This is a genomic window from Paenibacillus gyeongsangnamensis (assembly GCF_027533625.1).
Lineage (GTDB): Bacteria > Bacillota > Bacilli > Paenibacillales > NBRC-103111 > Paenibacillus_G > Paenibacillus_G gyeongsangnamensis.
In genome coordinates, this window is the sequence record NZ_JAQAGZ010000027.1 from 1 (window position 1) to 23,069 (window position 23,069).

At 53.2% G+C, this 23,069-nt stretch carries 30 protein-coding genes; 16 read left to right on the plus strand and 14 right to left on the minus strand.

Going from position 1 to position 23,069, the window contains the following annotated elements; all coding sequences use genetic code 11:
• Window positions 1-296: 296 nt before the first annotated feature.
• Window positions 297-1,568: a DUF2515 domain-containing protein gene (locus tag O9H85_RS31295; protein WP_269885308.1), complete on the minus strand. Its 1,272-nt coding sequence runs from the start codon at window positions 1,566-1,568 to the stop codon at window positions 297-299.
• Between the two features lie 155 nt (window positions 1,569-1,723).
• Between O9H85_RS31295 and O9H85_RS31300 the strand changes: the two genes are divergently transcribed.
• Window positions 1,724-3,334, plus strand: a complete 1,611-nt coding sequence (locus O9H85_RS31300; protein ID WP_269885309.1) for a copper amine oxidase N-terminal domain-containing protein — start codon at window positions 1,724-1,726, stop codon at window positions 3,332-3,334.
• Window positions 3,335-3,425: 91 nt separating this feature from the next.
• On the opposite strand, the gene O9H85_RS31305 is transcribed toward O9H85_RS31300, so the two are convergent.
• Window positions 3,426-3,644, minus strand: a complete 219-nt coding sequence (locus tag O9H85_RS31305) for a type II toxin-antitoxin system antitoxin (RefSeq protein ID WP_269885310.1) — start codon at window positions 3,642-3,644, stop codon at window positions 3,426-3,428.
• A gap of 13 nt (window positions 3,645-3,657) precedes the next feature.
• Window positions 3,658-4,503 carry an SPFH domain-containing protein gene (locus tag O9H85_RS31310; protein WP_269885311.1) on the minus strand — a complete coding sequence of 282 codons (846 nt, stop codon included), beginning with the start codon at window positions 4,501-4,503 and terminating at the stop codon, window positions 3,658-3,660.
• A 196-nt stretch (window positions 4,504-4,699) separates the two neighbouring features.
• Between O9H85_RS31310 and O9H85_RS31315 the strand changes: the two genes are divergently transcribed.
• The 7 genes from O9H85_RS31315 (at window position 4,700) to O9H85_RS31345 (ending at window position 10,543) form a co-directional block, all read left to right on the plus strand.
• Window positions 4,700-5,053 (plus strand): thioredoxin family protein, encoded by a 354-nt coding sequence (locus tag O9H85_RS31315; RefSeq protein ID WP_269885312.1) that lies wholly within the window; start codon window positions 4,700-4,702, stop codon window positions 5,051-5,053.
• Window positions 5,054-5,269: 216 nt separating this feature from the next.
• On the plus strand, window positions 5,270-6,217 hold the full coding sequence (locus O9H85_RS31320; protein ID WP_269885313.1) for a COX15/CtaA family protein: 948 nt from the start codon (window positions 5,270-5,272) through the stop codon (window positions 6,215-6,217).
• Window positions 6,218-6,266: 49 nt separating this feature from the next.
• Window positions 6,267-8,027, plus strand: a complete 1,761-nt coding sequence (locus O9H85_RS31325; protein ID WP_269885314.1) for a UbiD family decarboxylase — start codon at window positions 6,267-6,269, stop codon at window positions 8,025-8,027.
• Window positions 8,028-8,124: 97 nt separating this feature from the next.
• Window positions 8,125-8,655, plus strand: a complete 531-nt coding sequence (locus O9H85_RS31330; RefSeq protein ID WP_269885315.1) for a hypothetical protein — start codon at window positions 8,125-8,127, stop codon at window positions 8,653-8,655.
• On the plus strand, window positions 8,538-8,834 hold the full coding sequence (locus tag O9H85_RS31335) for an EamA family transporter (RefSeq protein WP_457920782.1): 297 nt from the start codon (window positions 8,538-8,540) through the stop codon (window positions 8,832-8,834). Before O9H85_RS31330 ends, O9H85_RS31335 begins: the two co-directional genes overlap by 118 nt.
• A 97-nt stretch (window positions 8,835-8,931) precedes the next feature.
• Window positions 8,932-9,486 carry a Cthe_2314 family HEPN domain-containing protein gene (locus tag O9H85_RS31340; protein WP_269885317.1) on the plus strand — a complete coding sequence of 185 codons (555 nt, stop codon included), beginning with the start codon at window positions 8,932-8,934 and terminating at the stop codon, window positions 9,484-9,486.
• 244 nt (window positions 9,487-9,730) lie between these two features.
• On the plus strand, window positions 9,731-10,543 hold the full coding sequence (locus tag O9H85_RS31345) for an SDR family oxidoreductase (protein WP_269885318.1): 813 nt from the start codon (window positions 9,731-9,733) through the stop codon (window positions 10,541-10,543).
• 62 nt (window positions 10,544-10,605) lie between these two features.
• Here O9H85_RS31345 and O9H85_RS31350 read toward each other — a convergent pair whose 3' ends face one another.
• Entirely contained in the window at window positions 10,606-10,854 is a 249-nt protein-coding gene (locus tag O9H85_RS31350; protein ID WP_269885319.1) for a NifU family protein, read from the minus strand.
• Window positions 10,855-10,933: 79 nt separating this feature from the next.
• Here O9H85_RS31350 and O9H85_RS31355 point away from each other — a divergent pair, with 79 nt between their 5' ends.
• A complete protein-coding gene (locus O9H85_RS31355) occupies window positions 10,934-11,188 on the plus strand; it encodes a YuzB family protein (RefSeq protein WP_269885320.1) in 255 nt (84 codons plus the stop codon).
• A 1-nt stretch (window position 11,189) separates the two neighbouring features.
• Here O9H85_RS31355 and O9H85_RS31360 read toward each other — a convergent pair whose 3' ends face one another.
• Entirely contained in the window at window positions 11,190-12,254 is a 1,065-nt protein-coding gene (locus O9H85_RS31360) for an NAD(P)/FAD-dependent oxidoreductase (protein WP_269885321.1), read from the minus strand.
• Window positions 12,255-12,297: 43 nt separating this feature from the next.
• Complete coding sequence (gene mqnE, locus O9H85_RS31365; RefSeq protein ID WP_269885322.1) at window positions 12,298-13,401, minus strand: aminofutalosine synthase MqnE; 1,104 nt, start codon at window positions 13,399-13,401, stop codon at window positions 12,298-12,300.
• Between the two features lie 306 nt (window positions 13,402-13,707).
• On the opposite strand from mqnE, the gene O9H85_RS31370 reads away from it, so the two are divergent.
• Window positions 13,708-13,887, plus strand: coding sequence for an aspartyl-phosphate phosphatase Spo0E family protein (locus O9H85_RS31370; RefSeq protein WP_269885323.1), 180 nt, complete (start codon window positions 13,708-13,710; stop codon window positions 13,885-13,887).
• 107 nt (window positions 13,888-13,994) lie between these two features.
• Entirely contained in the window at window positions 13,995-14,366 is a 372-nt protein-coding gene (locus O9H85_RS31375) for a HesB/IscA family protein (protein WP_269885324.1), read from the plus strand.
• Between the two features lie 573 nt (window positions 14,367-14,939).
• Here the strand turns inward: O9H85_RS31375 and O9H85_RS31380 are convergent.
• The gene (locus O9H85_RS31380; RefSeq protein ID WP_269885325.1) at window positions 14,940-15,359 is read right to left on the minus strand and encodes a YmaF family protein; all 420 of its coding nucleotides are present in this window, start codon (window positions 15,357-15,359) and stop codon (window positions 14,940-14,942) included.
• Between the two features lie 375 nt (window positions 15,360-15,734).
• On the opposite strand from O9H85_RS31380, the gene O9H85_RS31385 reads away from it, so the two are divergent.
• Together O9H85_RS31385 and O9H85_RS31390 are read left to right on the plus strand one after the other, a co-directional pair.
• Window positions 15,735-16,298: a 5' nucleotidase, NT5C type gene (locus O9H85_RS31385; RefSeq protein WP_269885326.1), complete on the plus strand. Its 564-nt coding sequence runs from the start codon at window positions 15,735-15,737 to the stop codon at window positions 16,296-16,298.
• Between the two features lie 204 nt (window positions 16,299-16,502).
• Window positions 16,503-16,835 carry an HIT domain-containing protein gene (locus tag O9H85_RS31390; protein WP_269885327.1) on the plus strand — a complete coding sequence of 111 codons (333 nt, stop codon included), beginning with the start codon at window positions 16,503-16,505 and terminating at the stop codon, window positions 16,833-16,835.
• 73 nt (window positions 16,836-16,908) lie between these two features.
• On the opposite strand, the gene O9H85_RS31395 is transcribed toward O9H85_RS31390, so the two are convergent.
• The 3 genes from O9H85_RS31395 to O9H85_RS31405 form a co-directional block, all read right to left on the minus strand.
• Complete coding sequence (locus O9H85_RS31395; protein WP_269885328.1) at window positions 16,909-17,082, minus strand: hypothetical protein; 174 nt, start codon at window positions 17,080-17,082, stop codon at window positions 16,909-16,911.
• Between the two features lie 160 nt (window positions 17,083-17,242).
• Window positions 17,243-17,482, minus strand: coding sequence for a hypothetical protein (locus O9H85_RS31400; RefSeq protein WP_269885329.1), 240 nt, complete (start codon window positions 17,480-17,482; stop codon window positions 17,243-17,245).
• Window positions 17,483-17,659: 177 nt separating this feature from the next.
• Window positions 17,660-17,875 carry a cold-inducible protein YdjO-related protein gene (locus O9H85_RS31405; protein ID WP_269885330.1) on the minus strand — a complete coding sequence of 72 codons (216 nt, stop codon included), beginning with the start codon at window positions 17,873-17,875 and terminating at the stop codon, window positions 17,660-17,662.
• A 279-nt stretch (window positions 17,876-18,154) separates the two neighbouring features.
• On the opposite strand from O9H85_RS31405, the gene O9H85_RS31410 reads away from it, so the two are divergent.
• A complete protein-coding gene (locus tag O9H85_RS31410) occupies window positions 18,155-18,448 on the plus strand; it encodes a DUF6054 family protein (protein WP_269885331.1) in 294 nt (97 codons plus the stop codon).
• 19 nt (window positions 18,449-18,467) lie between these two features.
• On the opposite strand, the gene O9H85_RS31415 is transcribed toward O9H85_RS31410, so the two are convergent.
• The 3 genes from O9H85_RS31415 to O9H85_RS31425 all read right to left on the minus strand — a co-directional run bounded on the left by O9H85_RS31415 (window position 18,468) and on the right by O9H85_RS31425 (window position 19,900).
• Window positions 18,468-18,893: a hypothetical protein gene (locus O9H85_RS31415; protein ID WP_269885332.1), complete on the minus strand. Its 426-nt coding sequence runs from the start codon at window positions 18,891-18,893 to the stop codon at window positions 18,468-18,470.
• 2 nt (window positions 18,894-18,895) lie between these two features.
• Window positions 18,896-19,315, minus strand: a complete 420-nt coding sequence (locus tag O9H85_RS31420) for a hypothetical protein (protein ID WP_269885333.1) — start codon at window positions 19,313-19,315, stop codon at window positions 18,896-18,898.
• Between the two features lie 156 nt (window positions 19,316-19,471).
• The gene (locus tag O9H85_RS31425) at window positions 19,472-19,900 is read right to left on the minus strand and encodes a cell wall hydrolase (protein WP_269885334.1); all 429 of its coding nucleotides are present in this window, start codon (window positions 19,898-19,900) and stop codon (window positions 19,472-19,474) included.
• A gap of 320 nt (window positions 19,901-20,220) precedes the next feature.
• On the opposite strand from O9H85_RS31425, the gene sda reads away from it, so the two are divergent.
• The gene (gene sda / locus O9H85_RS31430) at window positions 20,221-20,373 is read left to right on the plus strand and encodes a sporulation histidine kinase inhibitor Sda (RefSeq protein WP_269885335.1); all 153 of its coding nucleotides are present in this window, start codon (window positions 20,221-20,223) and stop codon (window positions 20,371-20,373) included.
• Window positions 20,374-20,466: 93 nt separating this feature from the next.
• On the opposite strand, the gene O9H85_RS31435 is transcribed toward sda, so the two are convergent.
• Window positions 20,467-21,456, minus strand: coding sequence for an NAD(P)/FAD-dependent oxidoreductase (locus O9H85_RS31435; RefSeq protein WP_269885336.1), 990 nt, complete (start codon window positions 21,454-21,456; stop codon window positions 20,467-20,469).
• A gap of 419 nt (window positions 21,457-21,875) precedes the next feature.
• Here O9H85_RS31435 and O9H85_RS31440 point away from each other — a divergent pair, with 419 nt between their 5' ends.
• The gene (locus tag O9H85_RS31440; protein ID WP_269885337.1) at window positions 21,876-23,066 is read left to right on the plus strand and encodes an NAD(P)/FAD-dependent oxidoreductase; all 1,191 of its coding nucleotides are present in this window, start codon (window positions 21,876-21,878) and stop codon (window positions 23,064-23,066) included.
• The last annotated feature ends 3 nt before the right edge of the window (window positions 23,067-23,069 follow it).

Here is a 23,069-nt window from a genome sequence, read left to right on the forward strand (position 1 = left end):
TATGCCAAGAAAAGACAGCGTGCAAGATGGATGGGCTCGCTTCAAGAAGTAAGATTTCTGGCCAGTCAATGTGGACTTAAAACGCTCTTGTGATCTGCATGCACATGAATGACGAACATCGGAAAGCCGTATGAGGGAAAACCTCACGTACGGTTTGATGAGGAGGGGCAGATTTCTCTGCCCTTTACTCTAGTAAGAATTTATAAGTTTTCGTAGCTTATAGCTTCGCATCAACCTTGGTAAACGCGCTGGTCCTTGTAAGACAAGGACAGCGTAGCCGTTTATCCTGGATGCGGTCATTTCCACAAATCCCCGGCGAGTACCGCCATCTCAACCTTGCTCAGCCCGAATGAGAACTCGTGCGTCATCTCGAACGAGAACGGCGCCCGGATATCGTGAAAGTAGCTGATCACCGAGGGCTCGTGAAACCAGTCGCCGGGCTCGATTGCCTCGAGCTCCTTGTCCGGCCAAGCGTCTGTGAGCCGCGGGCTGTATAAGGGAGACGCGCCTGGACGCAGCCTGCCGCCGTCCAGACGCTCCTTCAGCTGGCCTCGGGGCACGGGGGCGCCGTATCGGACCGCCGAGAACAGCTGCGGCCAATAGTCGGCCCGCGAGCCCGAATGCCGCTTCTCGTAAGCGAAGGCTTGGGCTCCGTCTAAGACGATGGGAATGCCGAACAGCACGGCATACAGCTTCTTGCCGAGCTCGATGCGTTCCTGCAGGCTGCTGAAATTTTCCAGAATTAAGCCGGCAAGCCGGGTACCGTCTCCATCGCGGTAAGGGAATACCACCTGATTGAGCTGCAGCAGCGATTGCGCCTGAAAAAACATACGGTCCAGCACCCGTTTCCGGTATAACGGATGGCGGACGACGCGGTGCTCGATAAAGTGCTGCTCATTGACGATTAGACCTATGGTTAATAACGGCGGCTCCCGGTGCAGCCAGAACAGCTCCCATACCGGTCTCATGAAGCGGGAGACGCCGAACGCCGGAAGCAGATGAAACAGCGGCTTCCCCGCCTGGAGACTGGCGCGGTACAGCAATAGCTGCGGGTAAGCATCCCGGAAGATGAGCGCATTCGCCCGTTCCAGGAAGCCGAATACCCACTCGCGGTCCCGTTCGCGCAGCAGGTAAGGCAGCAAATCCCCCTGCAGGTCGGTCATGTTCCAGCCGCCGTTACGGGATACCATGTGGGAGAGGAAGGCCCAATGCAGCTCGGGATGCTCACGGTACATGTGCAAATAAGCGGCGGTGCGGCTGACGTTGTTTTGGTTATGCGCATCTCTTTCCCGCGTGATGGCCGCTACGACGGCCTGGTCCTCGGCCTGGTGCCGGAGCGGCTCGGCCCGTCCGGCGGCGCCGGACTTGCGTAGGATCCAACTGAGCCGATGCTTCAGCGCTTCGACGGAAGAGGGACTCAGCTCGATGCGATGGGCAGATTCCAGCAGCTTTTTCTCATGGGCGACCGTCTGCGCTTTTCCTTTGACCCACTGGAGCGCTTCCTGCGGCAAATCCGCCAGCTTATGCAGCAAATCCATCGCGCCGTAGCGCTGCTTGCTCCGGTACATTGCCTCACGCCCTCCTGTAAGAAAAAGGATTATTTCGTCCGGTGTCGTATTAGTAATATTGCAGCTTTGCCGGAACATTTTTCCATACGGTGCGTAGTAACATATGGAAAAAGCCGCTGCCTTTTTACACTCATATGATACCGGAGGTTGTACTCATGAACAGAAAACGTTGGAACGCTGTTCTGGCTATGCTTCTTGTCGGGATTCTCGTCATCCTGGCAGGCTGTCAGCCGGTGAGCGGGGTGGATCTCACCCAAATCATTTCGAAGAGCTTTACCGTGAAATCCGGTGAAAGCCGGCAAACGGTTATGCTGGAGCTGACGAAGGACCCTTCCGTTCAGCTTACGCAGGAAGAGCAGGCGATGTTCGAGCTGTTCGGCAAAGTCAAGCTGAATGTGACCGAAGCGAAGGCTCAGGACCCGCTGCACGTGTCGATGAAAGGAACGCTGGAATACTCCAAAGGCAGTATCCCTTTTGAGCTGGTGTCTGCCGATCGGGTTTTTACCATCAAGATTGAAGGGGCGAAGAAGCCGATCGTTATCCGCAGCACGCCAGCGGCAATGAATCCGGCCGGCATGCCGCAGGTGTCCGAAGCGCTGCAAGCGCAGATGGAGCAGCTCGGCAAGAAGGCGGTGGAAGCCGCTCCGAAGCTCGGGACCTTCTTCTCCAAGAACCTGCCCAACCCCAATGTGCTGACGGTAAGCCCGGTCACGGAATCCGTATACGGCGAGAGCCTGTCGCTGCAAAAGATTCATGCCGAGATCTACGGAAGCGACCTGCTGGCGCTGGTGAAGGGCTTCCTGACTAGCGTGCTGGCGGATGAGCAAGGCCTGAAGGATTTCATCGGCGTGGTGTACGACCTTTACGTGCCGATGATGCAGCAAGCGATGAAGGACTCCGGCGCAGCTGCGGGCGATAATCCGATGGCCGACAGCATGGCGCCTTACCTGCAGAACAAGACGCTGGCAGTGGAGTTCGCCTTCGCGTATCTGAAAACGAGCCTGCAGAAGCTCTTAACGAATTTCGATACCGATGCCGCCGCTTTCCTGGCTTCGGAGCAAGGAGCCGATTTGAAGGAGCTCCTTAGCGACCGTCTGGCGCTGAAGTTGGATTTCTTCGTAGACAAGGACCAGTTCATCCGCAAGAGCGTGACCGAATTTAGCCTCACTCTGCCATCCGGCAAAGGCAACGGACTGCAAGGCGTGAAAGTAACGAGCACCAAAGAAGCGTGGAACGTGAACAAGCCGGTGGCGATCGCTGCGATCGATACCTCGGCGGGCGTATATGATTTGAACGGCGAAAACGGCCGCCCTTCGGCAGGACGTTTCCTGGCGGGGCTGGATCCGAATTCCCAGCTTTACAAGCTGCTGAAGAACGATCTGCACATTACCAAGAAACAAATCGTGATGCACATGGACGGACCGAGTATCGACGACATCATGTACGGCGTAAGCACGAAGCCTTACAATGATAACGGCACGGTTATGGTACCTGTCCGGTTCGTTACGGAGCAGCTCGACTCCGATGTGTCCTGGGATGCGGCTTCGCGTCAAGTGACCATCGTCGACCCGCTCTCCGGCAGCAAGCTGCTTCTCAAGATCGGCAGCAGCGACGCCAGCGTGAACGGCAAGACCGTCTCCCTCGAGAAGCCGGCGGCCCTGGTGGACGGAACGACTTACGTACCGGTGCGCTTCGTTACCGAATCGTTCGGCGCCAAGGTACAGTGGGACCAGGAGCAGCAAACGGTTACGATATCTCGGGATTAGTATGACCCGCCATCGCAGTAAATAATAAACAGCCCTCTGAACCGGACTCCGCCTCGGACCGGAACAAAGGGCTGTTTACTTGTTGAACGGATCAGGAAGGGTCTGGATCCGAATTGCCCGGATCAAGGGAAAGGCCCATACCGGAGGAGGGGGGACGGGGAGACGCCACCCTTCCGGCACGAGCCGCGGCTTCCCGCAGCAAATACTCGATATGCCCGTTGACGCTGCGGAATTCATCGGCCGCCCAGCGCTCCAGGATCTCATACAGCTTCGGGTCCAGCCGCAGGGCAAAGCTTTTTTTCGCGGCCATAATGTCCTGCCTGCTAGTACAAGCTTCCTGTGTTGATGACCGGATTGGCGGAGCGGTCGGAGACGATGGCAACAAGCAGATTGTTGATCATGGCGGCTTTGCGCTCCTCATCCAGCTCGATCACGCCCTCGCGCTGCAGCTGTATTATCGCCATCTGCACCATGCCCACGGCGCCTTCGACAATTCGGCTGCGGGCCGCGAGGATCGCCGATGCCTGCTGACGCTGCAGCATGGCGCTGGCAATTTCGGTGGAGTAGGCGAGGTGCGTCAGACGGGCTTCCAGCACTTCCACACCCGCTACCGAGAGCCGCTCCTGCAACTCGCGGCTGAGTTCAAGCGCCACTTCCTCGGAGTTGCCGCGCAGCGAATAGCCGTTGTCCTCATAGGCGTCATACGGGTACTTGTTGGCTACATGGCGGAGCGCAGTCTCGCTCTGAATCTCAACGAATTGCATATAATTGTCCACATCGAACAGCGCCTTGGCCGAGTCGACGACGCGGAAGACGACGACGGCGGCGATTTCGATCGGATTCCCTTCGACATCGTTGACCTTCAGCTTCACGCTGTTGAAGTTGCGTACGCGAAGGGATACTTTCTTGCGCGTCGACAGGGGCAGCGTCATCCAGAACCCGCTCTCGCGGATCGTACCGGCATAGCTCCCGAAGAAGGTGACGACCTGCGCCTGATTCGGCTGCACGACCGTAATGGCCGAGAAGAGCAAGGATCCGATCACCAGCAGCACGATGGCCAGCACCGGCGCCGTTTCATTGACCAGAAGAACAATCGCAAGCGCAATCAGCGCAAGATTGAACAGCAGTCCGAGGAATCCATTCACCAGCCAAGCTTTTCTTTCTTTCATGAAGCAGCACTCCTTTGGCAAAATATGAATTTGGTTTACAAAAAGAATTACATCAAAAAGGTATCGTTTTGATATTTATATGATATCACTTTTTCAAATTTATGTAAATACAAATCAATGGATCGGGTTCGGTTGACACCGCCGACCCTAAGTGCTATAAGTTAAGAAAAGCGATTGGGAAGGGAAGGGTTGCTTTATGGAACAAGTAAAAACCGATGCGCTGTTTAGAGAAAAAACGGGCGGCTCCAAGCCTACTGTTGCCGTATTCAAGGCGACCTGGTGCAAGGACTGCCATTTTATTGAGCCTTTCATGCCCGAGATCGAAGCCGCCTATGCGGACCGGCTCGACTTCATCCAGATTGACCGGGACGAGCTTCCGGATCTCTGCTCCGAGCTGAACATTCTCGGCATTCCAAGCTTCATCGTATTCCGCGAGGGCCAGGAGCTCGTTCGCTTCGTCAGCAAGCTGCGCAAAACCCGGCAGGAGATCGAGGAATTCCTCGACCGCGGCATCGAAGTGGCGAATGCGATGAACGGCAGCAAAGCGTAAGTGAATCAAATTTAAGCGGATTCGAGGAGGGGAGTCTCTTACCGAGACTTCTCTTTTTTTGTGCTCCCCCGTTCACAAAATGGTCTATTCTTCTTTCAAGGCTTTGTAACATTTCCGCATGGATTTAGGGGATTATAATCGGTATAATGAAACCATGAAACAAGTTGAAAACTGTCTTATTCTGCCGATTTTTACGAAGAAACGGGTGACACCTTTATGAATACCAATCGATGGCTCAAACGTTTCTCGTACGCCAGTACGGTCGGTATGTTCCTGATTCTGCTGATGGGGACGCTGGTAACGAAAACTAATTCCGGCGCGGGATGCGGGACGGACTGGCCTTTGTGCAACGGGAAATTTGTTCCGGCCTATACGATCACTTCCTTAATTGAATACAGCCACCGCTTCGTCACCGGAGTGGTCAGTTTAATCCTTCTGGCTACGCTCATTCTCGTATTCCTCTACAGCGGGCGCAAGGACGCCAAGTGGTATGTCAGCGGCGCGATGTTCTTTACGCTGCTGCAGGCGGTGCTCGGCGCGATGGCCGTCATTTGGCCCACCTCGGCACCGGTGCTGGCGCTTCATTTCGGCTTCTCGCTCTTATCGTTTGCCTTTACGCTTCTGCTGGCGCTGATATACTCCGGGAAGGGCGAAGCGATGCGGCTCGGAGACGGAAGCAGATTGTCCCGGGGCGTCCGGGTTGCCGTCTGGTGCAGCCTTGCCGCCGCCTATATCGTCGTCTATCTGGGTGCTTACGTAAGGCATACGGATTCGCTCGGCGGCTGCATCGGCTGGCCGCTCTGCAACGGCGCCGTCGTTCCGGAGCTGCAAGGCGCCACGGCGATCGTATTCACACACCGGGTCGCAGCGGCCGTATTCGGCATCTACCTGCTGCTGCTCTACATCGCCATCCGGTCGCAGGCCGGTACGCAGAGCAGCGTGACTCAAGCGTCCAAATGGTCGTTGATCCTGGTTGTACTGCAGATCTTGAGCGGCGGGTTCGTCACCCTGTCCATCGGGTACGATTATTACCTGTTCGCCAGCATGCTGCATACGCTGTTGATTTCGTGCCTGTTCGGGGTCATGTGCTACCTCGGGGTGCTTACCCTCCGCTCGTCGGAGCAAGAAAACATTCAGGCTTACGCGGCTCCCAAGCTGCCGTAAGCCTTCTGTTCTATTATCAGATCATCTTTTTAAGGAGCTGTCGCCCTGCATGAGGTTTGAAAACTTACGCACTTTTATGGAAGCGCTGCGCAAAGAAAAGCAGCTGAAAGTCATATCCGCCCCCGTCGATCCGAATCTGGAGCTGGCCGAAATCCATCGCCGCGTCATTGACGAGGAAGGACCGGCCCTCCTGTTCACGAATGTAAAAGGGGCCTCGTTCCCGGTCGTCACGAATTTGTTCGGCACGTCCCGCCGCGTGGACCTCGCCTTCGGTCCCCGTCCCGAGCAGCTCATGAAGCAGCTCATCGGCGCGGTGGACACGCTTGTGCCGCCGACGCCCAAGGCACTCTGGCAGCAGCGGGACCTGCTGATCGATCTGTTCAAGGTCGGCACGAAGACGGTAGGGCCGGAAGCCGCACCCGTGCTTCAGCAGTGCCGCAAGGAAGCCCCGCTGGCGGGACTTCCCGTGCTGACCAGCTGGCAGGAGGACGGCGGCCCGTTCGTGACGCTGCCGCTCGTCTACACCGAGCATCCTGAGACGAAGCACCACAACCTCGGCATGTACCGCATGCAGGTGTTCGATGACCGGACCACAGGGATGCACTGGCAAATCCATAAGGGCGGCGGCTTCCACTACCACGAGGCCGAGAAGCGCAGCGAGCCGCTTCCCGTCACCGTGTTCCTCGGCGGCCCGCCCGCACTGATCGCCTCGGCGATCGCGCCGGCGCCGGAGCATCTGCCCGAGCTGCTTCTGACCTCGCTCATTCTCGGTCAGAAGCTGCCGCTTGTGGACAGCCCGCTCGGCGGACACCGTCTCGTAGCCGAGGCCGAATTCGCCATCTGCGGCTCCGTGAAGCCGTATCTTCGCCGCCCGGAAGGCCCGTTCGGCGACCATTACGGCTATTATTCGCTGACGCACGATTTTCCGGTATTCGACGTGAGCCATGTATGGCACCGCAAGGATGCCATCTATCCGGCGACGATCGTCGGCAAGCCGCGTCAGGAGGACTACTATATGGGCGAGTTCCTGCAGCGGCTGCTGTCTCCGGCGTTCCCGATGGTCATGCCCGGGGTGAAGTCGCTCTGGACTTACGCCGAAACCGGCTTCCACGCGCTCGCTTCCGCGGTCGTACGCGAGAGCTACAGCCGGGAGGCGCTCACAACGGCATTCCGGATTCTGGGCGAAGGCCAGCTGACGCTGACCAAATTCCTGTTGCTGACCGACCAGCCGATCGATCTGGAACGGTTTCCGGAGCTTCTCGAAGCGGTGCTTTCCCGGTTCGAGCCGGCGACGGACCTGTTTATTTTCAACCACACTTCGCACGATACGCTGGATTATACCGGTGACCGGCTCAATCACGGCAGCAAGGCCGTCATGCTCGGCGTAGGCGAGCCGAAGCGGGAGCTGCCTGCGGTCTATATGGGCGGCGCGCTGCCGGATATCCGCGAGGCGGCGGTGTACTGCCGAGGCTGCCTCGTCGTCTCGGGTGCCGACTACGTCAGCGACCCGACGCTGCCGCAGCGGCTGCTGGAGAGCAGCGCCGACCGGCTCCGCGAATGGCCGCTCGTCATTCTCGCGGACGACTCCGCCATCGCCGGGGACCAAACGGCATTCCTGTGGACGGTCTTCACACGGTTTAATCCGGCGGCGGACATGTATGCCCGCTCCACCGTTCAAGGCCACAAGCTCAGCTATGAGCTGCCGATCATTATCGATGCGCGGATGAAGCCGGGCTATCCGGACGAGCTGTTCCCGCGGGAAGACATCGTGGAACTTGTGGACCGGCGCTGGAACGAATATTTTGCTTAAGGAGTCCCGCATCTCATGAGCTCATCCGGTATCCAGAAGCTGCTCCCGCACATCGGCTTCGTCATCGTTTACGTGCTCGGCGGTATCGGCTCTCGGCATGGAGTCGGTCCTGCAGTATGTGCTGCAGTTCTCGAATTCCGCCAACGGCGCCGTGCTCGGGCGCGGCTTTATGCCGATCATCACGGCAGTGATCGCGCTGCTGCTTAAGGACATCCGGCTCACGCGGCGCGTGGCCGCAGGCATTCCGATCGCCTTCGCGAGCGTCATCCTGATCGTAGCCGGGGGCCCACACGGCTTCCATATCAGCTCCGAGACGCTGAAGGGGGACGTGCTGCTCCTGATGCGGAGCTTTCTGGGCGCCTTTTACCTGATCGGCATGAACCGGCTAGTGGGCAAGTATCCGCTAACGCTTCTGTTCTCGCTCGAGATGACGGCCGGGGCGGCCTCGCTGCTTCCGTTCTTGCTATGGAAGGCCGATGCGGCTTATCTCGCGGCAAGGACGGAAACCGCATGGCTCAGCTTGGGTTACCCGTCTTTGCGACGATCATCGGATTCTCGCTGCATAACTGGAACTTGGCCCGGCTCGGTCCGTTCAAATCGTCCGTATACGGCTACCTGCTGCCGGTGACGGCGGCCGTTGCGGGCTTCTGGCTGCTCGGCGAGAAGCTGTCATTGAACCAATACTTGGGCGGCGCCGGCGTACTCGCGGCCATGTATTTGGTGCAGAAGGACCGGATGCAGCCGCTTCGCAAGGCGGCGGATGCCCGAACTAAAGGCACGGGCACCATTTCTGCACGGCCCGGCTAACCTCCAAATTCTCCCTTGGCTCCGGGGTTCGGTTTGTTTTTGCAGGCAGGGGTCGGGTATACTTAACTTACAAGATAAATAGAGGGTGAACTGCAGCATGCTCAGAGCCTTGTTCGGCGAGCCGCGGCGCAGCGACGAAGGAACGCTGCGGGAAGCGAATGCCGCGATCCACCGTTATATGAACGCTCTCGCCCGCATTCCGGTCGATGCGCAATCGGTGCAGGAGCGACGGTTTGTCATATGGTGCGAGAATTTCCTGCGCGCCCTGGACGAGCTGGAGCAAAGTCAGTATGCAGCCGGGCGCTTTGGCACCAAGGTGCACAAGCTGTATGTAGACGAAATGAAGGAAGCGGAGCGGGACGATTATCATCGCCATCTTTATTTTTATAAAAATGCCATTATCCGCATGTTCTCCATTCTCGATAAATTGGGCTATTTCCTGAACGAGCGCTTTGCGCTGCATACGGAGCGGGCGAAGGCGCGCTTTTCTTATTTTACCGTGCTGCGGACGATGCATCAGAACCAGGTTCATGCTGAGCTGGAGCGGCGGCTGTTCGAGCTGAAGCAGGAGACGCAGGAGCCGGTAAACCGGCTGCGGAACCAGCGCAACATGGAGATTCATACGATCATACCGATCTGCTCGACGATCTGATGGAGGCGGCGGAGGCCAAATACGGGAAGCGCCCCCGTCAGCAAACCGAAGAAGTTCCTGCCAATCTCAAGGATTTGAAGATCGGGTATACGATGAAGGGCGGTCGCCATCGTGTTCGGTTATTTGGTCCGACTGCCGCACAAGCCCCATAGCGGCGAGAGCGCCGGCCGCGGTTGAAGCCGAGGGCGTGTTTCCTCTATACTTTAGGGGAAGGTTAGAATTTGGGACAGCGGGAGGTAGGAGCATGATGCAACCGCGCAAGACGGCCCTCATTACCGGAAGCGCCAAGGGGCTCGGGAAAATGACGGCACTGCGGCTGGCGGATCAGGGCTGCGATATCGTGGTGAACTACATGCACAGCGAGCGGGAGGCTTATGAGCTTTGCGAGGGCATACGGAGCAAGGGCGTCCGCAGTATTGCCGTTCAGGGAAACATCGCCGTACAAGCGGACAGAGAGCGGCTGGTGCATGAAGCCGCCTGCGCCTTCGGCTCCATCGACATCCTCATCAACAATGCAGGCCCGTTCATCCGGGAACGGCGGCTGTTTAACGAATATACGGTGGACGAAATCAACTATTTGATGCAGGGCAATCTGCTCGGTGTCATGCATTTGGACCATCTCGTGCTTCCGCTGATGCGCGAGCGCCGCTGGGGCCGCATTATCCATTTCGGCTTCGGCCACGCGGCGGAGGCGCGGGGGTGGCCGCACCGGGCTGTATACGCGGCGGCGAAGGTAGGACTCGTCTCCTTCACCAAGACGCTGGCGGTCGAGGAAGCGTCCGCGGGCATCACGGTCAATATGATCTGTCCCGGGGATATTCGCGGTGCCAATAAAGAAAAAACGATAGCCGATGTAGAGGGCCAGATCGATGAGGAGTCGCCGCGGGGGCGCCCCGGGACGGGCGAGGATATCGCGCGGGTCATCGCGTTTCTATGCGAGGAACGGTCCGATTTCATTACGGGGAACTTGATGGATGTGTCCGGGGGGCTTGACCCGATTCGCGCCGTCATCGGCGGGTCCAGGACCATGCACAAAGACCCCGGCACCGGCGCTTGACTTATCGTCAAGCGCGGCCCAGGGTCTGCCGTGCCGATGCCGAGCATTGTAAGGATAAGACCTTAGAATACTTGCATTACCTCTTGTACGCCTTCCACTTCTTCGAGAAGCGCGCGTTCAATCCCGGCCTTCAGGGTGATCGTCGAGCTTGGGCAGCTGCCGCAGGCGCCCATGAGCTTCAGCTTTACGATGCCGTCCTCCACGTCCACCAGCTCCACGTCGCCGCCGTCGCGCTGCAGGAACGGGCGCAGCTTATCTAAAACCTCAAGCACCTCGTCATACATGGTGCTTTGTCCTGTACTTTCGCTCATTTGCTTCATCTCCTTTCTAAGTCTTATTATAGTACAATCAACGTAAAAATAAAATGGTTTACAAGGTGGCGCATTGACCATGAGACCGATTATTGAATTTTGTACCAACAATTTGCACCACGGGACGGCTTCGCTGATGAAGAAGCTGGAGCAAAATCCCGATTACGACGTCATCGAATACGGCTGTCTCGGCAACTGCGGCGAATGCTACACGCTGCCGTTCGCCCTCGTGAACGGGGAGATTGTAGCCGGCTCAACGGCGGAAGAACTCGAAGAAGCCATCACAGCGAAAATAAAAGAGATCGAAGCGATGCTCGATCTCTTAGGAGAATAAATTAACCCAGGTGCTTCTTGGACATCCAGAGCACGCCGCTCTTGAGCGCGCGCGGCACCATGCCTAGCATCACCGTGCGTTTGCCCATCATACCGAAGCCGGCCTTCTTGCCGAGCGATCCCAGAGTTCCCTTGAGCTTGATTCTGCCAAGCCGGGGAACTTCGTTTTTCCATAGGGCTTGGAGCACCTCCGCCACCTGTTTGCCGGTCGCTTCGGCCAGCTGCCCGCTAGCCGCATGAGGCTGCGATGCGCAGTCTCCGATGACGTACACCTCATTGTAATCCGGAAGCTGGTGATACTCGTTGACGGTCAGCCGTCCTTGGTTATCCTTGGGCAGGGTCAGCTGCTGAACGATCGGGCTCGGCTGAATGCCGGCGGTCCAGATCGTCATATCGGTATGGATGATCTCCTGCTGGTTGTAGAGCAGGCCCGTCTCAACGCGGGAGAGCGATACATGCGTCCGCTGTTCGATATCATGCTCAAGCATCCATTCGCGGACATAGCACTGCAGCTTCTCGGGAAAAGGCGACAGCACGCTGGCGCTGCGGTCGATAATCCGGACATTCAGGTCCGGCCGGCTTTCCCTGAGCTCGGCGGCTATCTCCACGCCGCTCAGTCCTCCGCCGACAATGGACACTTGGCCGTAAGGCTTCACGTCGTTGACGGCTTGGTACGTCTTGCGCGTCGAGGACAGCGTCTGGATGCTGTGGGAGAATTCCTGCGCACCCGGAATGCCGTGATAGCGATCGACACAGCCCAGTGCAATGACGAGCCAGTCGTAGGACAGCGGCTCCTCGTTCTCGAAGCGGATGATTCGCTGCTCCAGGTCCACCGAGGTGACCTCTCCGTATTTCAGGATCAGCCTCGGATCCACAGGGAATTTCACACGAATTTCGATGTCCGACACCGTTCCGGCAGCCAGCGCGTAGTATTCGGTTTTCAAGCCTTGGTAGGGCATCCGGTCAACCATAATCATCACGGTGTCCGCAGGTAAATTTCTGTCCAGCAGCTCCTTGGCTACCGTCAGCCCGCCGTAGCCCCCGCCCAAAATAACAAGTTTCTTCATAAGAAGGCAAACCCTTTCTATTCAAGCTGTATTTAATGAATGATTAATAAACCTTGATCTCGTTATAAAATGTATCCCGTTCCACCGGTACCCGGCCGGCTCCTTTAATAAGCCATACCAGCTCATCGCGTGTCATGCCTTCCGGAGACAGCGCGCCCGCCGCATGGCTGATCCGTTCCTTGATGATCGTGCCGTGGGCGTCGGATGCGCCGAAGGTAAAGGCAAGCTGGGTCAGCTGTGTGCCCAGGTTGATGAAGTACGCCTTCACGTGCTGAATGTTATCCAGCATCAGGCGGCCGATGGCGATCGTCTTCAGATTGTCGTAGGCCGACACGCGGCGCTTGATGCCCGCATTCACGCTCGAAGGCTGGAGGGAATTCGGGATGAAGACCATGAAGCCTCCGGTCTCGTCCTGCAGATCGCGCAGATGAAGCATGTGCTCGATACGCTCCTGCAGCGTCTCTACGGCGCCGAACAGCATCGTTGCATGGGTTTTCATGCCGAGCTTGTGAGCCGTCCGGTGCACTTCCAGCCATTGCTCCGTGGAAGCCTTGTCCTTCAGCAGCATTTTCTTGCGGTAGCGGTCCGACAAAATTTCGGCTCCGCCGCCCGGCAGCGTGCTGAGTCCGGCATCCATCAGCGTTTGGAGCACCTCTTTATAGCTTAACCCGCTGAGTCTAGAAAAAAACTCAATTTCCGCCGCCGTGTGCGCTTTAATGGTCACATTCGGGTAACGCTGCTTGAGCCCGCGAATGCTATCCACGTAATACTGGAACGGGACGTTCGGATTATGGCCCTGGGAAATATGAAATTCTCTCAGGTCTGGGTGAATGTGCTGATCGATGTACTCGAACATTTGCTCCGGCGACAGCGTATAAGCGCCTTCCTCGCCTTCGTCGCGGCGGAAATGACAGAACGCACAGTGCTCCTCGCATACGTTGGTGAAATAAAGGCTCATGTTGTCCACAAAATAAACATGCTTGCCGTTCTTGCGCAGGTTCACCTCGTTGCCCAATTGACCGATCGTCAGCAAGTCGTCCGATTCGTACAGATAGACGCCGTCCTCCAAGCTAAGACGCTCTCCATGCTTGACTTTCTCGGCGATTTCCGCCATACGATGATCTGGACTTTGGATTATGATACTCATAAATATGCTACCTCCACATGTGGATGAGACCCCGATGGGGCGGGGCCTTCTAATCGTTTTGGAAAAAATGTAGGGATCCTTGTGAAACCTTGCACATGGTTATCCGGCCTGATGGAGAAAACAATCCATCCTATTATAAACTGTTCGGCGGGACGGAGCAACACTTATTCGACAAAACCGTTTTCATTCATCCGCTTGATTCATTTGTAAAAATATTGAAAAGAAGGCTTTCTTTTAAACAGGAACTAGAGTATACTTTTGGATTGTATAAGGAACCATTAGGACGGTGCGAAAGTGCTTTTCTCCATGAATGCCGAGCTGCGGTCAGTCATATCAAACGAAATCGAGAAGGTGCGGGAGCGCATGGTCCGGCTGGGAGACCAGCTTGGCCTTATGCATCCCGAGGTGCAGAAATGCAGCCGTCAGCTGGACGAGCTGCTGCTGCGCTTTTACGAAGTGGATCTGAAGGTGAAGCGGCGGCGCTAACCGCCTCTTGAGGAGCCGGACGGGAAGGAGTATACTAGAAGTGTGCTCTTTTTCATCCGGAGTTTCAAACGAGCGGGTGGAGCCATACTGAGAGGAGGGTTACACCGATGATTACGATTAGCGAAAGTGCTAGCGATAAAATTAAAGAAATGCTTGCGGCAGAGGAGCTGCCGAACCTGTTCCTGCGTCTTGGCGTGAAGGCCGGAGGCTGCAGCGGGTTTTCCTACGGGATGGGCTTTGACGATAACCAGCAAGCGGACGATAAGGAATTCGAAATCCAAGGTCTGAAGGTGGTCGTGGATGCCGACAGCGCGAAGTATTTGTACGGCGTCGAGATCGACTTCCAAGACTCCGGCATGGGCGGCGGCTTCACCATCAACAACCCGAATGCGGTAGCTACATGCGGCTGCGGCTCTTCCTTCAAGCATAAGGAAGAAGAGGGCAATGTAGAGAAGTGCGACGATAAGGTCGAGGCTTAATAAGAGTTTCGGGGCGTTTTGATCTCCGGTAACCTGAACGGCAGCCTAAGCGTTAGCCGACACGGTTGATTGCGGATTGTTACGGTAAAACAGAGGATTAACAACCCCGTTTGATGAACGATAACAACCCTAAAAGGGGTCGTTCTGGGTTGCGGATAACGAACCTCCTGACGTTTATTCTATGTGAATATTCGTCCGGGAGGTTTTTATTTTGTCAATGTTGAAGAAGCGAGAAAGAAGGGTTTCAGTCGGTACCCTCGTTAATCAACGAGAGTATCCGCGGTTGACGTTTGAGCAAGCGTTAGATTCGTTATCAGCGCGAAGAAGGCGGAGGGGCTGTTTGAGGGGAACTAAGCGTAATATCTACATACCCAGGTAGAAGCCATATCATTTTTATTTCGTGGCTTTTTTCTATCGTTCATATTTCTTAAAAAAATACTGCCCCTTAGCTGAACAGGCTACCGTGGGGAAAATCGGTAGCCGGTAGTGATTAGCGGTGAGCCCAAAGATGATGGCAGCCACATGAACCTTGTTGGACCTAAAATTTGTATTTTGAAACCAAACACAACGTTTTTAAATGAGGCTGTCTTCACTCCCGGTAGTGCCATGATACTTGTGAGTGTGAGGCGTTTTACCGTTGACCGTAGTGAAACCCTCAAAGTGATGGATATGTCCCCCACCCGGCAGTTCGATAGCAGGACCGGTCGTGCCGGTTATCACATGGCTATGACCGTCATCAAATGAGGTATTTACATGGTAACCGTGGACGTGTTGAATGCCACTAGGAGCCGGTTCGGTATATCCGGCATATCGATGGTCGTGTCCCACATCGAATGAAGTCGTTCCTGCGAAAGGATGTACATGAACTGGCCTACCGTCCCACGAAGTAATGTATAATTTGTGGGAGTGAGAGGTTATATCATCGCCGGAATCAATGATATAACCTTTAACCGGAATACGCCTTCCCACATTCAATTCCTTTCTGATTTCCATACTGTTATCCATCCGCCCTTCTGCGATAAAATCATTCACCGTTAAGGTATGAGGGGACAAGTATAACTGATTGGGTATTTATCGAGTATAAGCAACGTTTCAGAAAAAGATTAGAAAGGAATGAAACGGAATTAATAACCGATACTAGCCGCCACCTCCCGTTGCTATAACGGAGAAGGGATAGTCGTTAGATTTAACGGAGTGAAATCAATCCATTCCAACAGACCAATTGGGATGATGCTTTATGCAATAAGTGAAATGAAGGAAAATCAACCATTACGTAAGTTCATCTTTGGAAATTGGGATGAAAGAAGCTTCACTTGAAATTGTTGCAGAAACAGTAGACTATGAATCTGAGTAGGAGAGTGAAAATTAGTGATACATATTGGATTGGACTTTGATGATACTTTAATGGATACAAGGAAATCTATTGTAAGTGTTCTTAATAAACAACTTAAACGTAATATTATGTTTGACGAAGTTATGATTTATGAAATATCCGAACTTTACGGGCAGAGTTTTGAAGATTTTCAAGAGTTTTTTACCATTAACCAAGATGAATTACATCATATGGAACCATACCCTTTTTTACAAGAAACACTATCTAGGTTTGTCGATAAAATAAAATTTACAATTATGACTGGAAGACCAATTGAATGGATGGAATCCGCAAAAAAGTGGATTAAAGAAAATGACATTATGGTTGAATCTTCACTATGTGCATCACAATTTGAGAATGGGAAGCTAGAATGTGCAAAATTAAATGGGGTATCACTTTTTATCGAAGACCATCCAGCACATGCTCTCTCCTTAGCTGATGGTGGTATCAACGTGCTGTTGATTGATAAGCCATATAATCAAGAGTGTCAACATGAAAGGATAACGAGAGTAAGGGATTGGAAAGAGATTGGTGATATTCTTGATGCTTTTGTGCCATAAAAAGATTATTTATTTGAAGAAGTATTAAGTTGTGAGCGATTTACCAAGAAAATCGATTATTTCATCATAGATGATGGTTGGTTTATGTTTTCACTGATATTCAATGGAATATCCTCTTATTTGCCTCGGAAAAATAAAGCAGGTCTATTAATTGGCGGCATCGGTTCGTCCATTCTAATGATGGATAAATTGGGAGGTATTTAAATGTCAGAAGATTTTTACTGTGAAGAAGTATTAAGTGGTAAGACGCCTGTAAATAAGGTTTATGAAACAGAAAACGTGCTTGCCTATCATCATACTCGCCCATATTATCCGGTACCTATTGTAGTGATTCCTAAAAAGCATATATCGTCATTTATTACATTGGAAGAAAACGAAACGGATTTGCTTATTGAGCTTCTTTCAGCAGTAAAAAAAGTGGCGTCAGATGTAGTGTCGGAGCATGGCGCATGTCGTATTATCACAAATTTGGGGAAATACCAAGATTCAAAACATTTACATTGGCATGTAGCTTTCGGATCACCTTTAAGAAGCTGAGCTTTTTGAGGCGTTTACTTTGAAACGGATAGCAAAATAAAGACCGACACCAAAGGCATCGGTCAATTGGTTCTTATATCGAATCTGCATTTTGAATTGCATGTTCCCAACTAGGGAAATAAAACAAAGCGTTTTTCATAAGATCTGGATGCGTCTGCTTTATTTTTTTCTTGTTCAACGTTTCCCCGGCTGTCCTTAAATGCTGAATTTGAGCAATAACATCAACAACACTCATGCTTGCGTTCAAGTTACTTCGCTCCTTTAAAGTGGTATTTCGATAAATATAATATCCTATTGAAAGTGAATTATTCATTAGTTGAGTTTCGTGGAATATAAATGAACTTCATTCTTTAACGAAAAAAGCCGAGGGAAGGGGGATCATTCGGTGCTCCCGCTTCCTTTCGGCTTTAGAACTCATCCCGTTCAAAAAAGAATAATCCGGCGATACCGAGCACGATTAATGTTACTAGAAAGCCTACGAAGAGAAATCCTAGCCCGCCAATAAAAACTAAAGCTTTAGGAAATACAAGCATCGCTATTATTCCAAAAAGGATAATCCAAAATATGGATTTAAATGTGACCTTAATCAGTTTCCAAATGAATACCGCGGCGATCACGCCAATCACAATGTGAATTAAATGAGTCATTAAGACTTCGCCTCCACTATTCGTCGTCCATATTATTCGTTATTATACACCGTTAAGGGTCTAATACAAACTCTACACCGCATCGGATGATAAGAATAGGTTATGGGAGCGACCGTGAAACTCGGTCCGTTACAAAGAAAATAGCCGCCCTTAAGGCGGCTTGATCTACTCGCTATGTTAGAAGCGTCTCTTTCCGATTATAAACTTCCGGTTGGACTTATTCGTTTTAATCGGAATCGCTCTAGTCCCTTGAACCATAGGTTCGCTGCACATGGGGCATTCCGGGGCCGCTTCGGTTACGAATTCATCACGAATCCAGGCGTTGCAATCGTTATTTTTACAATTCCACACGTTCAGTATTTCTTCTGTCTTTTCCATTGATGTAGTAGACATAATTTCCCTCCCGATACTAACAGACAAAGATAAATAATAACCACTTTAAGGCTCCAATGCAACATTTATTTTTTTACTGGTCTTACACGGCCGATAAATGCAGCCGGTTCGCGGTCACATGAACATGAATATGTCAGTGCAGTTCATTGCGGTTTGGCTTTTGCAGGAGTGAATATGGCCGTTTCCGGGGAGGAATGTTAAGTCTGTGACGCAGCTTGCCAGGATAACGCTGTCCTTGTAAGACAAGGACGGCGTTATCCTGGTGTCGATATTGAACCCTTGCAGGCTTTTGATCTTGTTAGAGACAGGCAGGATGCAGACCTTGTTCACGAGGAGTACAACGAACTCGGAGAAGGAAGAGCGATCGGTACGCTGATATTCGAAAAATATTATTTCAGAACGAAGAATCGTGCGGCTCTTATCGTAATCATTGACAATTTAAAAGGCGTAACCAATGTAAGAGCGATAGCGACCGGAAGTTCCGAGGGCCTGTTCTTTAATATCGATTGGGGTGTGGCGGACAATTTTGTTTCCTCCGTGGAACGGATTCTTGAAGATTATATGATCGAGTGACACGCCGCAGCCGGCAGGACTAATCCTCCCATGCCCGATCCAGATGGAGCACTTGAAGATGATCGGGCAGATCCATCCGCAAGAACCGCACGATATTTTCTCCGAGATACTTCCGCATATAGAGCTCCGCATCCACCCGCAGCGTCTCCGTCAGCATAACGAATTTCCGTTCGTACTTTTTATAGAGGTAGCCCGTTTCAATCCCTTGAGCCGTCCACTCCGGATCGAAGAGCTTAATCCCGTGTGTGCGAAAATAACGCCGGTGCCTGGTCAAATCCGCCGTGATGCGGTCCATCGCCCGCTGGATGGTATCCACATAGGGGCCAGGGGTTTTCACGGCAGCCGCGATAAGGCGGCAATCCCGGTCGAACGCCGTAAGCACCAGCGGCAGGATGACGCTCTCCCGGATCCGGAGGAGCTCATCGTCGTCCGCCATCGTTCTCATCGTTAATGCAGCGTCCCTTCCGCGTCAAAGTCGGCCAGGTGCCCCGGCAGGTCCGCACGCATATACTTCGTCACATTCTCTCCGAGATACCGCCGCATAAGCAACTCCGCCTCCACCCGGATCAAATTGGTAAGCAGGATAAACTCGGACTGGCGGCGCTTATACACATACTTGGTACGAATGCCGTCCGTCGTTTTTTCCGTATCGAAGACGCGAATGCCGTTGGCTCGAAAGTATTTGCGAAGCTGAGCCAGATCGAACGTAATCGCGTCAATGGCGCGCTGGATCGTATCCGCGTAGGGACCCGGCGTCTTGACCGCGGCGGTAATCCGTTTGGCGTCCCGGTCGAAGGCGGTCAGCACCAGCGGAAGAAGGACATATTCTTTGAGAAATCGGATCTCTTCATGGTTCGGAACATTCATGTTCGCATTTGCACCACCTTATAACGAACGTATGTTCTTATTATATGTCATTGTAGCGCGATTATACGTTCGTGGCAAGCCTGCAAAAAATTCCTTATCACCCCGGCTCCGTACAAAAAGACGCCAACCCTTAAGGTTAACGTCTCCTGTCGCCCGTCAGTACGTGTTATAAATGTTCTCGCACGTTTGCGCCGTCGGCTCGTAGAAGCAGTGCTTCTTGTAACGGCCTACATGCGGCTGGTTATACCAGGTAGGGGGACAGTCGGCCGGCGGACGGAAATACCATAGGGAGAATTTTCCCGGCCAATAGCGCTCGCCGTTCACGGAGCGTCTGGCAAGCCGCTTCTCGCGATCCCGCGCCCTCTGATAGTAGAAGCCGTGCAGCAAAGCCTCAAACGCGTGCGGCTGGTTGATCATTTGCGGAATCGTACGGATTCCTTTGAAATCGGAGCAGTTCGCGCGGATCCGGTTGATGCCGACGTTGCCGACAAGCAGCATCCCCCGTTCGCCCTCGCCTTCCGCTTCGGCGCGGAGCAATCTGGCGAGCATTGCAATGTCTTGATCTCTCGCTTTTACAACAGCCATCTTCTCACCTCGATTCGTCTTCCTAACAACAAGGTATTAGGATTCGGCGAATGGGTTCCTGTCCCGCACCGTGATGGAGTAAATTTTATGCGGAAGAGTGGATAGGGGCATCCAACCGATCATTTTTTTTTATCAGCCGGGAGAGCGATGAAGGTGTGCATAACCTTGTCCACATAACCCACCGCATAAATACCCATAATTCAACACTTATCAACATGTTGCACACAGCTTATACACAGCTTCGTGTGGATAACGGAACGCTTGTTCTAAATTTCCAGCGATGTTAATATAATTTTACATTAAGGAACAAGGTGATTAGAATGAAAATAAGCAATGAGATTCTGGTGGATTCCTATTTCAAAGCCGTCGATTTGAAGCTCGAAGAGGATTTTGTCGAACTGCTGCTCGAAGAGATTGAACGCCGCCAAATCAACTTGGATTACTATAAGGAAGGCGATTACCAGGTCAGCTGACCTGGTTTTTTTGTGTTATGGGCAACGAACCAAAAAGAGCATCCGTTCCGTCCGCAAGGGAGGAAGGATGCTCTGTGATTTTACATAGGAGAATTACAACTTCATGCTGCTGCTGTGTCCCGGGGACAATTTGGCCGTAGGATCGAGATACACCTTGGCGTTGTTGATCGCCGTCGGCGCCTCTCCGAAGCCTACCGCGATCAGCTTCAGCTTGCCGGGATAGGTCGTGATGTCGCCCGCTGCAAAAATGCCCGGAATGCTCGTTTCCATCCGGGAATCGACGACGATGGAGCCATTGTCGATCTCGAAGCCCCATTCGGCGATCGGACCGAGGGAGGAGACGAAGCCGAAGTTGACGATGACGGCATCGACGTCGATGATTTGCTCTTCGCCGGTTTTGACGTCGGCCAAGGTAACCCGCTCAATGAACGCTTCGCCGTGGAGAACGGTAATTTCTTTTGGCGTGAGCACTTCGACCTTGGATTTCATCAGGTTCTCTACGCTGTGCTCGTGCGCCCGGAATTTATCGCGGCGGTGAATCAGCGTCACCTTCGCTGCGATCGGCTCGAGCATGAGCGCCCAGTCTACTGCGGAGTCACCGCCGCCGCTGATGAGCACCTTCTGGCCTTTGAACTTGTGAAGATCGCTGACGAAGTAATGGAGGTTCTTCTTCTCGTACTTCTCCGCTTCGGGCAGCTCCAGACGTCTAGGCTCGAATGCGCCTACGCCCCCGGTAATAATAACCGCTTTGCTGTGATGCACGCCCTTATTGGTCGTGACCTCGAACAGACGCTCGTCCTTTTTTTCTACGCCGAGCACCTTCTCTTCCAGGCTTACTTGAATGTCCGGAAAATGCTTCATCTGAAGCTCCAGATTGTTTACAAGCTCCTGCGCGGTAACCTTCGGGAAGCCCGCTACATCATAGATGTACTTCTCCGGATACAGCGCTGCGAGCTGCCCGCCCAGCTGGGGCATGTTCTCGATCAGCTTCACGGAAGCTTGCCGCATCCCGCCGTAGAAAGCCGCGAACATCCCTGCCGGACCGCCCCCGATAATGATAATATCCAACACTTCGCTAGTCATGATTAAGTCATGCACCTCCGGCTCTAATCAATTCATCCTATTATAAATAGTACGCTGTACGAAACGAAAATAAGCAAGTATATTTTCATGCGATAATTTAATTGATGAGACCGATAAAGTTTTTGGTAACGGTTTGATTAAGGAAGATCGAGCGGAACATTTGACGTTAGTGTGACGAAATTCATCATATCTTAGCCAAAATAAAGCTTGCTATTTACGCCGGGTCATTATATCATTTCATGTGAATTGGTTAAAATGGTTGTACCCGATTGTGCACTTGAAACGCTTAACTTAAGGCAGCGAGGGTAAGAATAGGGAAAGAAAATGTTTTTTCGGCTTCCCTTGTGTAATTTTTCACAAACTTTTTTGTAACCTTAACCAAAAATAAAGAAAAAATACGGGATGGAAGGGATAGAACCATGAGTCGAATTCCGAGAATAGTCATTTTGGGAGCAGGGTATGGCGGCATCGTTACGGCTATTCGCTTGCAGAAAGAGCTGAATTATAACGAGGCGGATGTGACGCTGGTGAACAAGCATGATTACCACTACATCACAACCCACTTGCACATGCCTGCAGCCGGCACGGATAATCCGGAGAATGCTCGGGTGAATATCTTGAAGCTGATCGACGAGTTCAAGATCGACTTCGTCAAGTCGACGGTCGTTCAAATTCGTCAGCAGGAGAAGAAGGTGATCCTTGAAGAGGGCACGCTTTCTTACGATTACCTCGTGATCGGCCTCGGCGGCGAGCCGGAGACGTTCGGCATCCCCGGCCTTAAGGAATACGCGCTGGGCATCCGCAGCATCAACAGCGTTCGCTTCATCCGTGAGCATATCGAGTATCAATTCGCGAAGTTCAAGCGTGAGCCGAACCGTCTCGATTACCTGACGTTCGTGGTCGGCGGCGCAGGCTTCACCGGCATCGAATTTGTCGGCGAGCTGGCGGACCGCATCCCTGAGCTGTGCAAAGAATTCGACGTGGATCCTTCCCTCGTGAAAATATACAATATCGAAGCGGCGCCGACCGCGCTTCCGGGCTTCGACCCGGAGCTGGTCGAGTACGCGATGAACGTGCTGAAGAACAAAGGCGTCACGTTCAAGATCGCTACCGCGATCAAAGAATGCACGCCGGAAGGCGTATCGCTGGCTACCGGCGAAGAAATCAAAGCCGCTACGGTCATCTGGACCGGCGGGATCCGCGGCAACCATATGCTGGAGGAAGCCGGCTTTGAAACGATGCGCGGCCGGATCAAGGTCGACGAGACGCTGCGCGCGCCGGGCCACGACAATGTGTACGTCCTCGGCGACTGCTCCATCGTGATGAGCCCGGAAGGCCGTCCGTACCCGCCGACCGCTCAAATCTCGATGCAGCAGGCCGACGTTTGTGCAGCGAATCTCGTAGCGCAAATTCGCGGCACCGAGCTGAAGAGCTTCGAGTACAAGCCGAAGGGCACCGTGGCTTCCCTGGGCCGCGGCGAAGCGATCGGCATCGTAGGAACCCGCAAGATCAAAGGCGGCGCCGCTGCCGCGATGAAGAAAATCATCGATCTTCGGTACCTGTTCATCATCGGCGGCATTCCGCTCGTGCTGAAGAAGGGTAAGTTTTAATCG

Coding starts and splice junctions, on each gene's coding strand:
- O9H85_RS31300 (WP_269885309.1), top strand. CDS start 1,724: ATGAACAGAAAACGTTGGAACGCTGTTCTGGCTATGCTTCTTGTCGGG.
- O9H85_RS31340 (WP_269885317.1), top strand. CDS start 8,932: ATGCTCAGAGCCTTGTTCGGCGAGCCGCGGCGCAGCGACGAAGGAACG.
- O9H85_RS31400 (WP_269885329.1), bottom strand. CDS start 17,482: ATGACTCATTTAATTCACATTGTGATTGGCGTGATCGCCGCGGTATTC.
- O9H85_RS31315 (WP_269885312.1), top strand. CDS start 4,700: ATGGAACAAGTAAAAACCGATGCGCTGTTTAGAGAAAAAACGGGCGGC.
- O9H85_RS31440 (WP_269885337.1), top strand. CDS start 21,876: ATGAGTCGAATTCCGAGAATAGTCATTTTGGGAGCAGGGTATGGCGGC.
- sda (WP_269885335.1), top strand. CDS start 20,221: ATGAAAATAAGCAATGAGATTCTGGTGGATTCCTATTTCAAAGCCGTC.
- O9H85_RS31370 (WP_269885323.1), top strand. CDS start 13,708: ATGAATGCCGAGCTGCGGTCAGTCATATCAAACGAAATCGAGAAGGTG.
- O9H85_RS31360 (WP_269885321.1), bottom strand. CDS start 12,254: ATGAAGAAACTTGTTATTTTGGGCGGGGGCTACGGCGGGCTGACGGTA.
- O9H85_RS31335 (WP_457920782.1), top strand. CDS start 8,538: ATGGCTCAGCTTGGGTTACCCGTCTTTGCGACGATCATCGGATTCTCG.
- O9H85_RS31425 (WP_269885334.1), bottom strand. CDS start 19,900: ATGGCTGTTGTAAAAGCGAGAGATCAAGACATTGCAATGCTCGCCAGA.
- O9H85_RS31350 (WP_269885319.1), bottom strand. CDS start 10,854: ATGAGCGAAAGTACAGGACAAAGCACCATGTATGACGAGGTGCTTGAG.
- O9H85_RS31305 (WP_269885310.1), bottom strand. CDS start 3,644: ATGGCCGCGAAAAAAAGCTTTGCCCTGCGGCTGGACCCGAAGCTGTAT.
- O9H85_RS31375 (WP_269885324.1), top strand. CDS start 13,995: ATGATTACGATTAGCGAAAGTGCTAGCGATAAAATTAAAGAAATGCTT.
- O9H85_RS31310 (WP_269885311.1), bottom strand. CDS start 4,503: ATGAAAGAAAGAAAAGCTTGGCTGGTGAATGGATTCCTCGGACTGCTG.
- O9H85_RS31355 (WP_269885320.1), top strand. CDS start 10,934: ATGAGACCGATTATTGAATTTTGTACCAACAATTTGCACCACGGGACG.
- O9H85_RS31415 (WP_269885332.1), bottom strand. CDS start 18,893: ATGAGAACGATGGCGGACGACGATGAGCTCCTCCGGATCCGGGAGAGC.
- O9H85_RS31330 (WP_269885315.1), top strand. CDS start 8,125: ATGGAGTCGGTCCTGCAGTATGTGCTGCAGTTCTCGAATTCCGCCAAC.
- O9H85_RS31435 (WP_269885336.1), bottom strand. CDS start 21,456: ATGACTAGCGAAGTGTTGGATATTATCATTATCGGGGGCGGTCCGGCA.
- O9H85_RS31345 (WP_269885318.1), top strand. CDS start 9,731: ATGATGCAACCGCGCAAGACGGCCCTCATTACCGGAAGCGCCAAGGGG.
- O9H85_RS31405 (WP_269885330.1), bottom strand. CDS start 17,875: ATGTCTACTACATCAATGGAAAAGACAGAAGAAATACTGAACGTGTGG.
- O9H85_RS31380 (WP_269885325.1), bottom strand. CDS start 15,359: ATGGAAATCAGAAAGGAATTGAATGTGGGAAGGCGTATTCCGGTTAAA.
- O9H85_RS31295 (WP_269885308.1), bottom strand. CDS start 1,568: ATGTACCGGAGCAAGCAGCGCTACGGCGCGATGGATTTGCTGCATAAG.
- O9H85_RS31390 (WP_269885327.1), top strand. CDS start 16,503: ATGTCAGAAGATTTTTACTGTGAAGAAGTATTAAGTGGTAAGACGCCT.
- mqnE (WP_269885322.1), bottom strand. CDS start 13,401: ATGAGTATCATAATCCAAAGTCCAGATCATCGTATGGCGGAAATCGCC.
- O9H85_RS31320 (WP_269885313.1), top strand. CDS start 5,270: ATGAATACCAATCGATGGCTCAAACGTTTCTCGTACGCCAGTACGGTC.
- O9H85_RS31420 (WP_269885333.1), bottom strand. CDS start 19,315: ATGAATGTTCCGAACCATGAAGAGATCCGATTTCTCAAAGAATATGTC.
- O9H85_RS31325 (WP_269885314.1), top strand. CDS start 6,267: ATGAGGTTTGAAAACTTACGCACTTTTATGGAAGCGCTGCGCAAAGAA.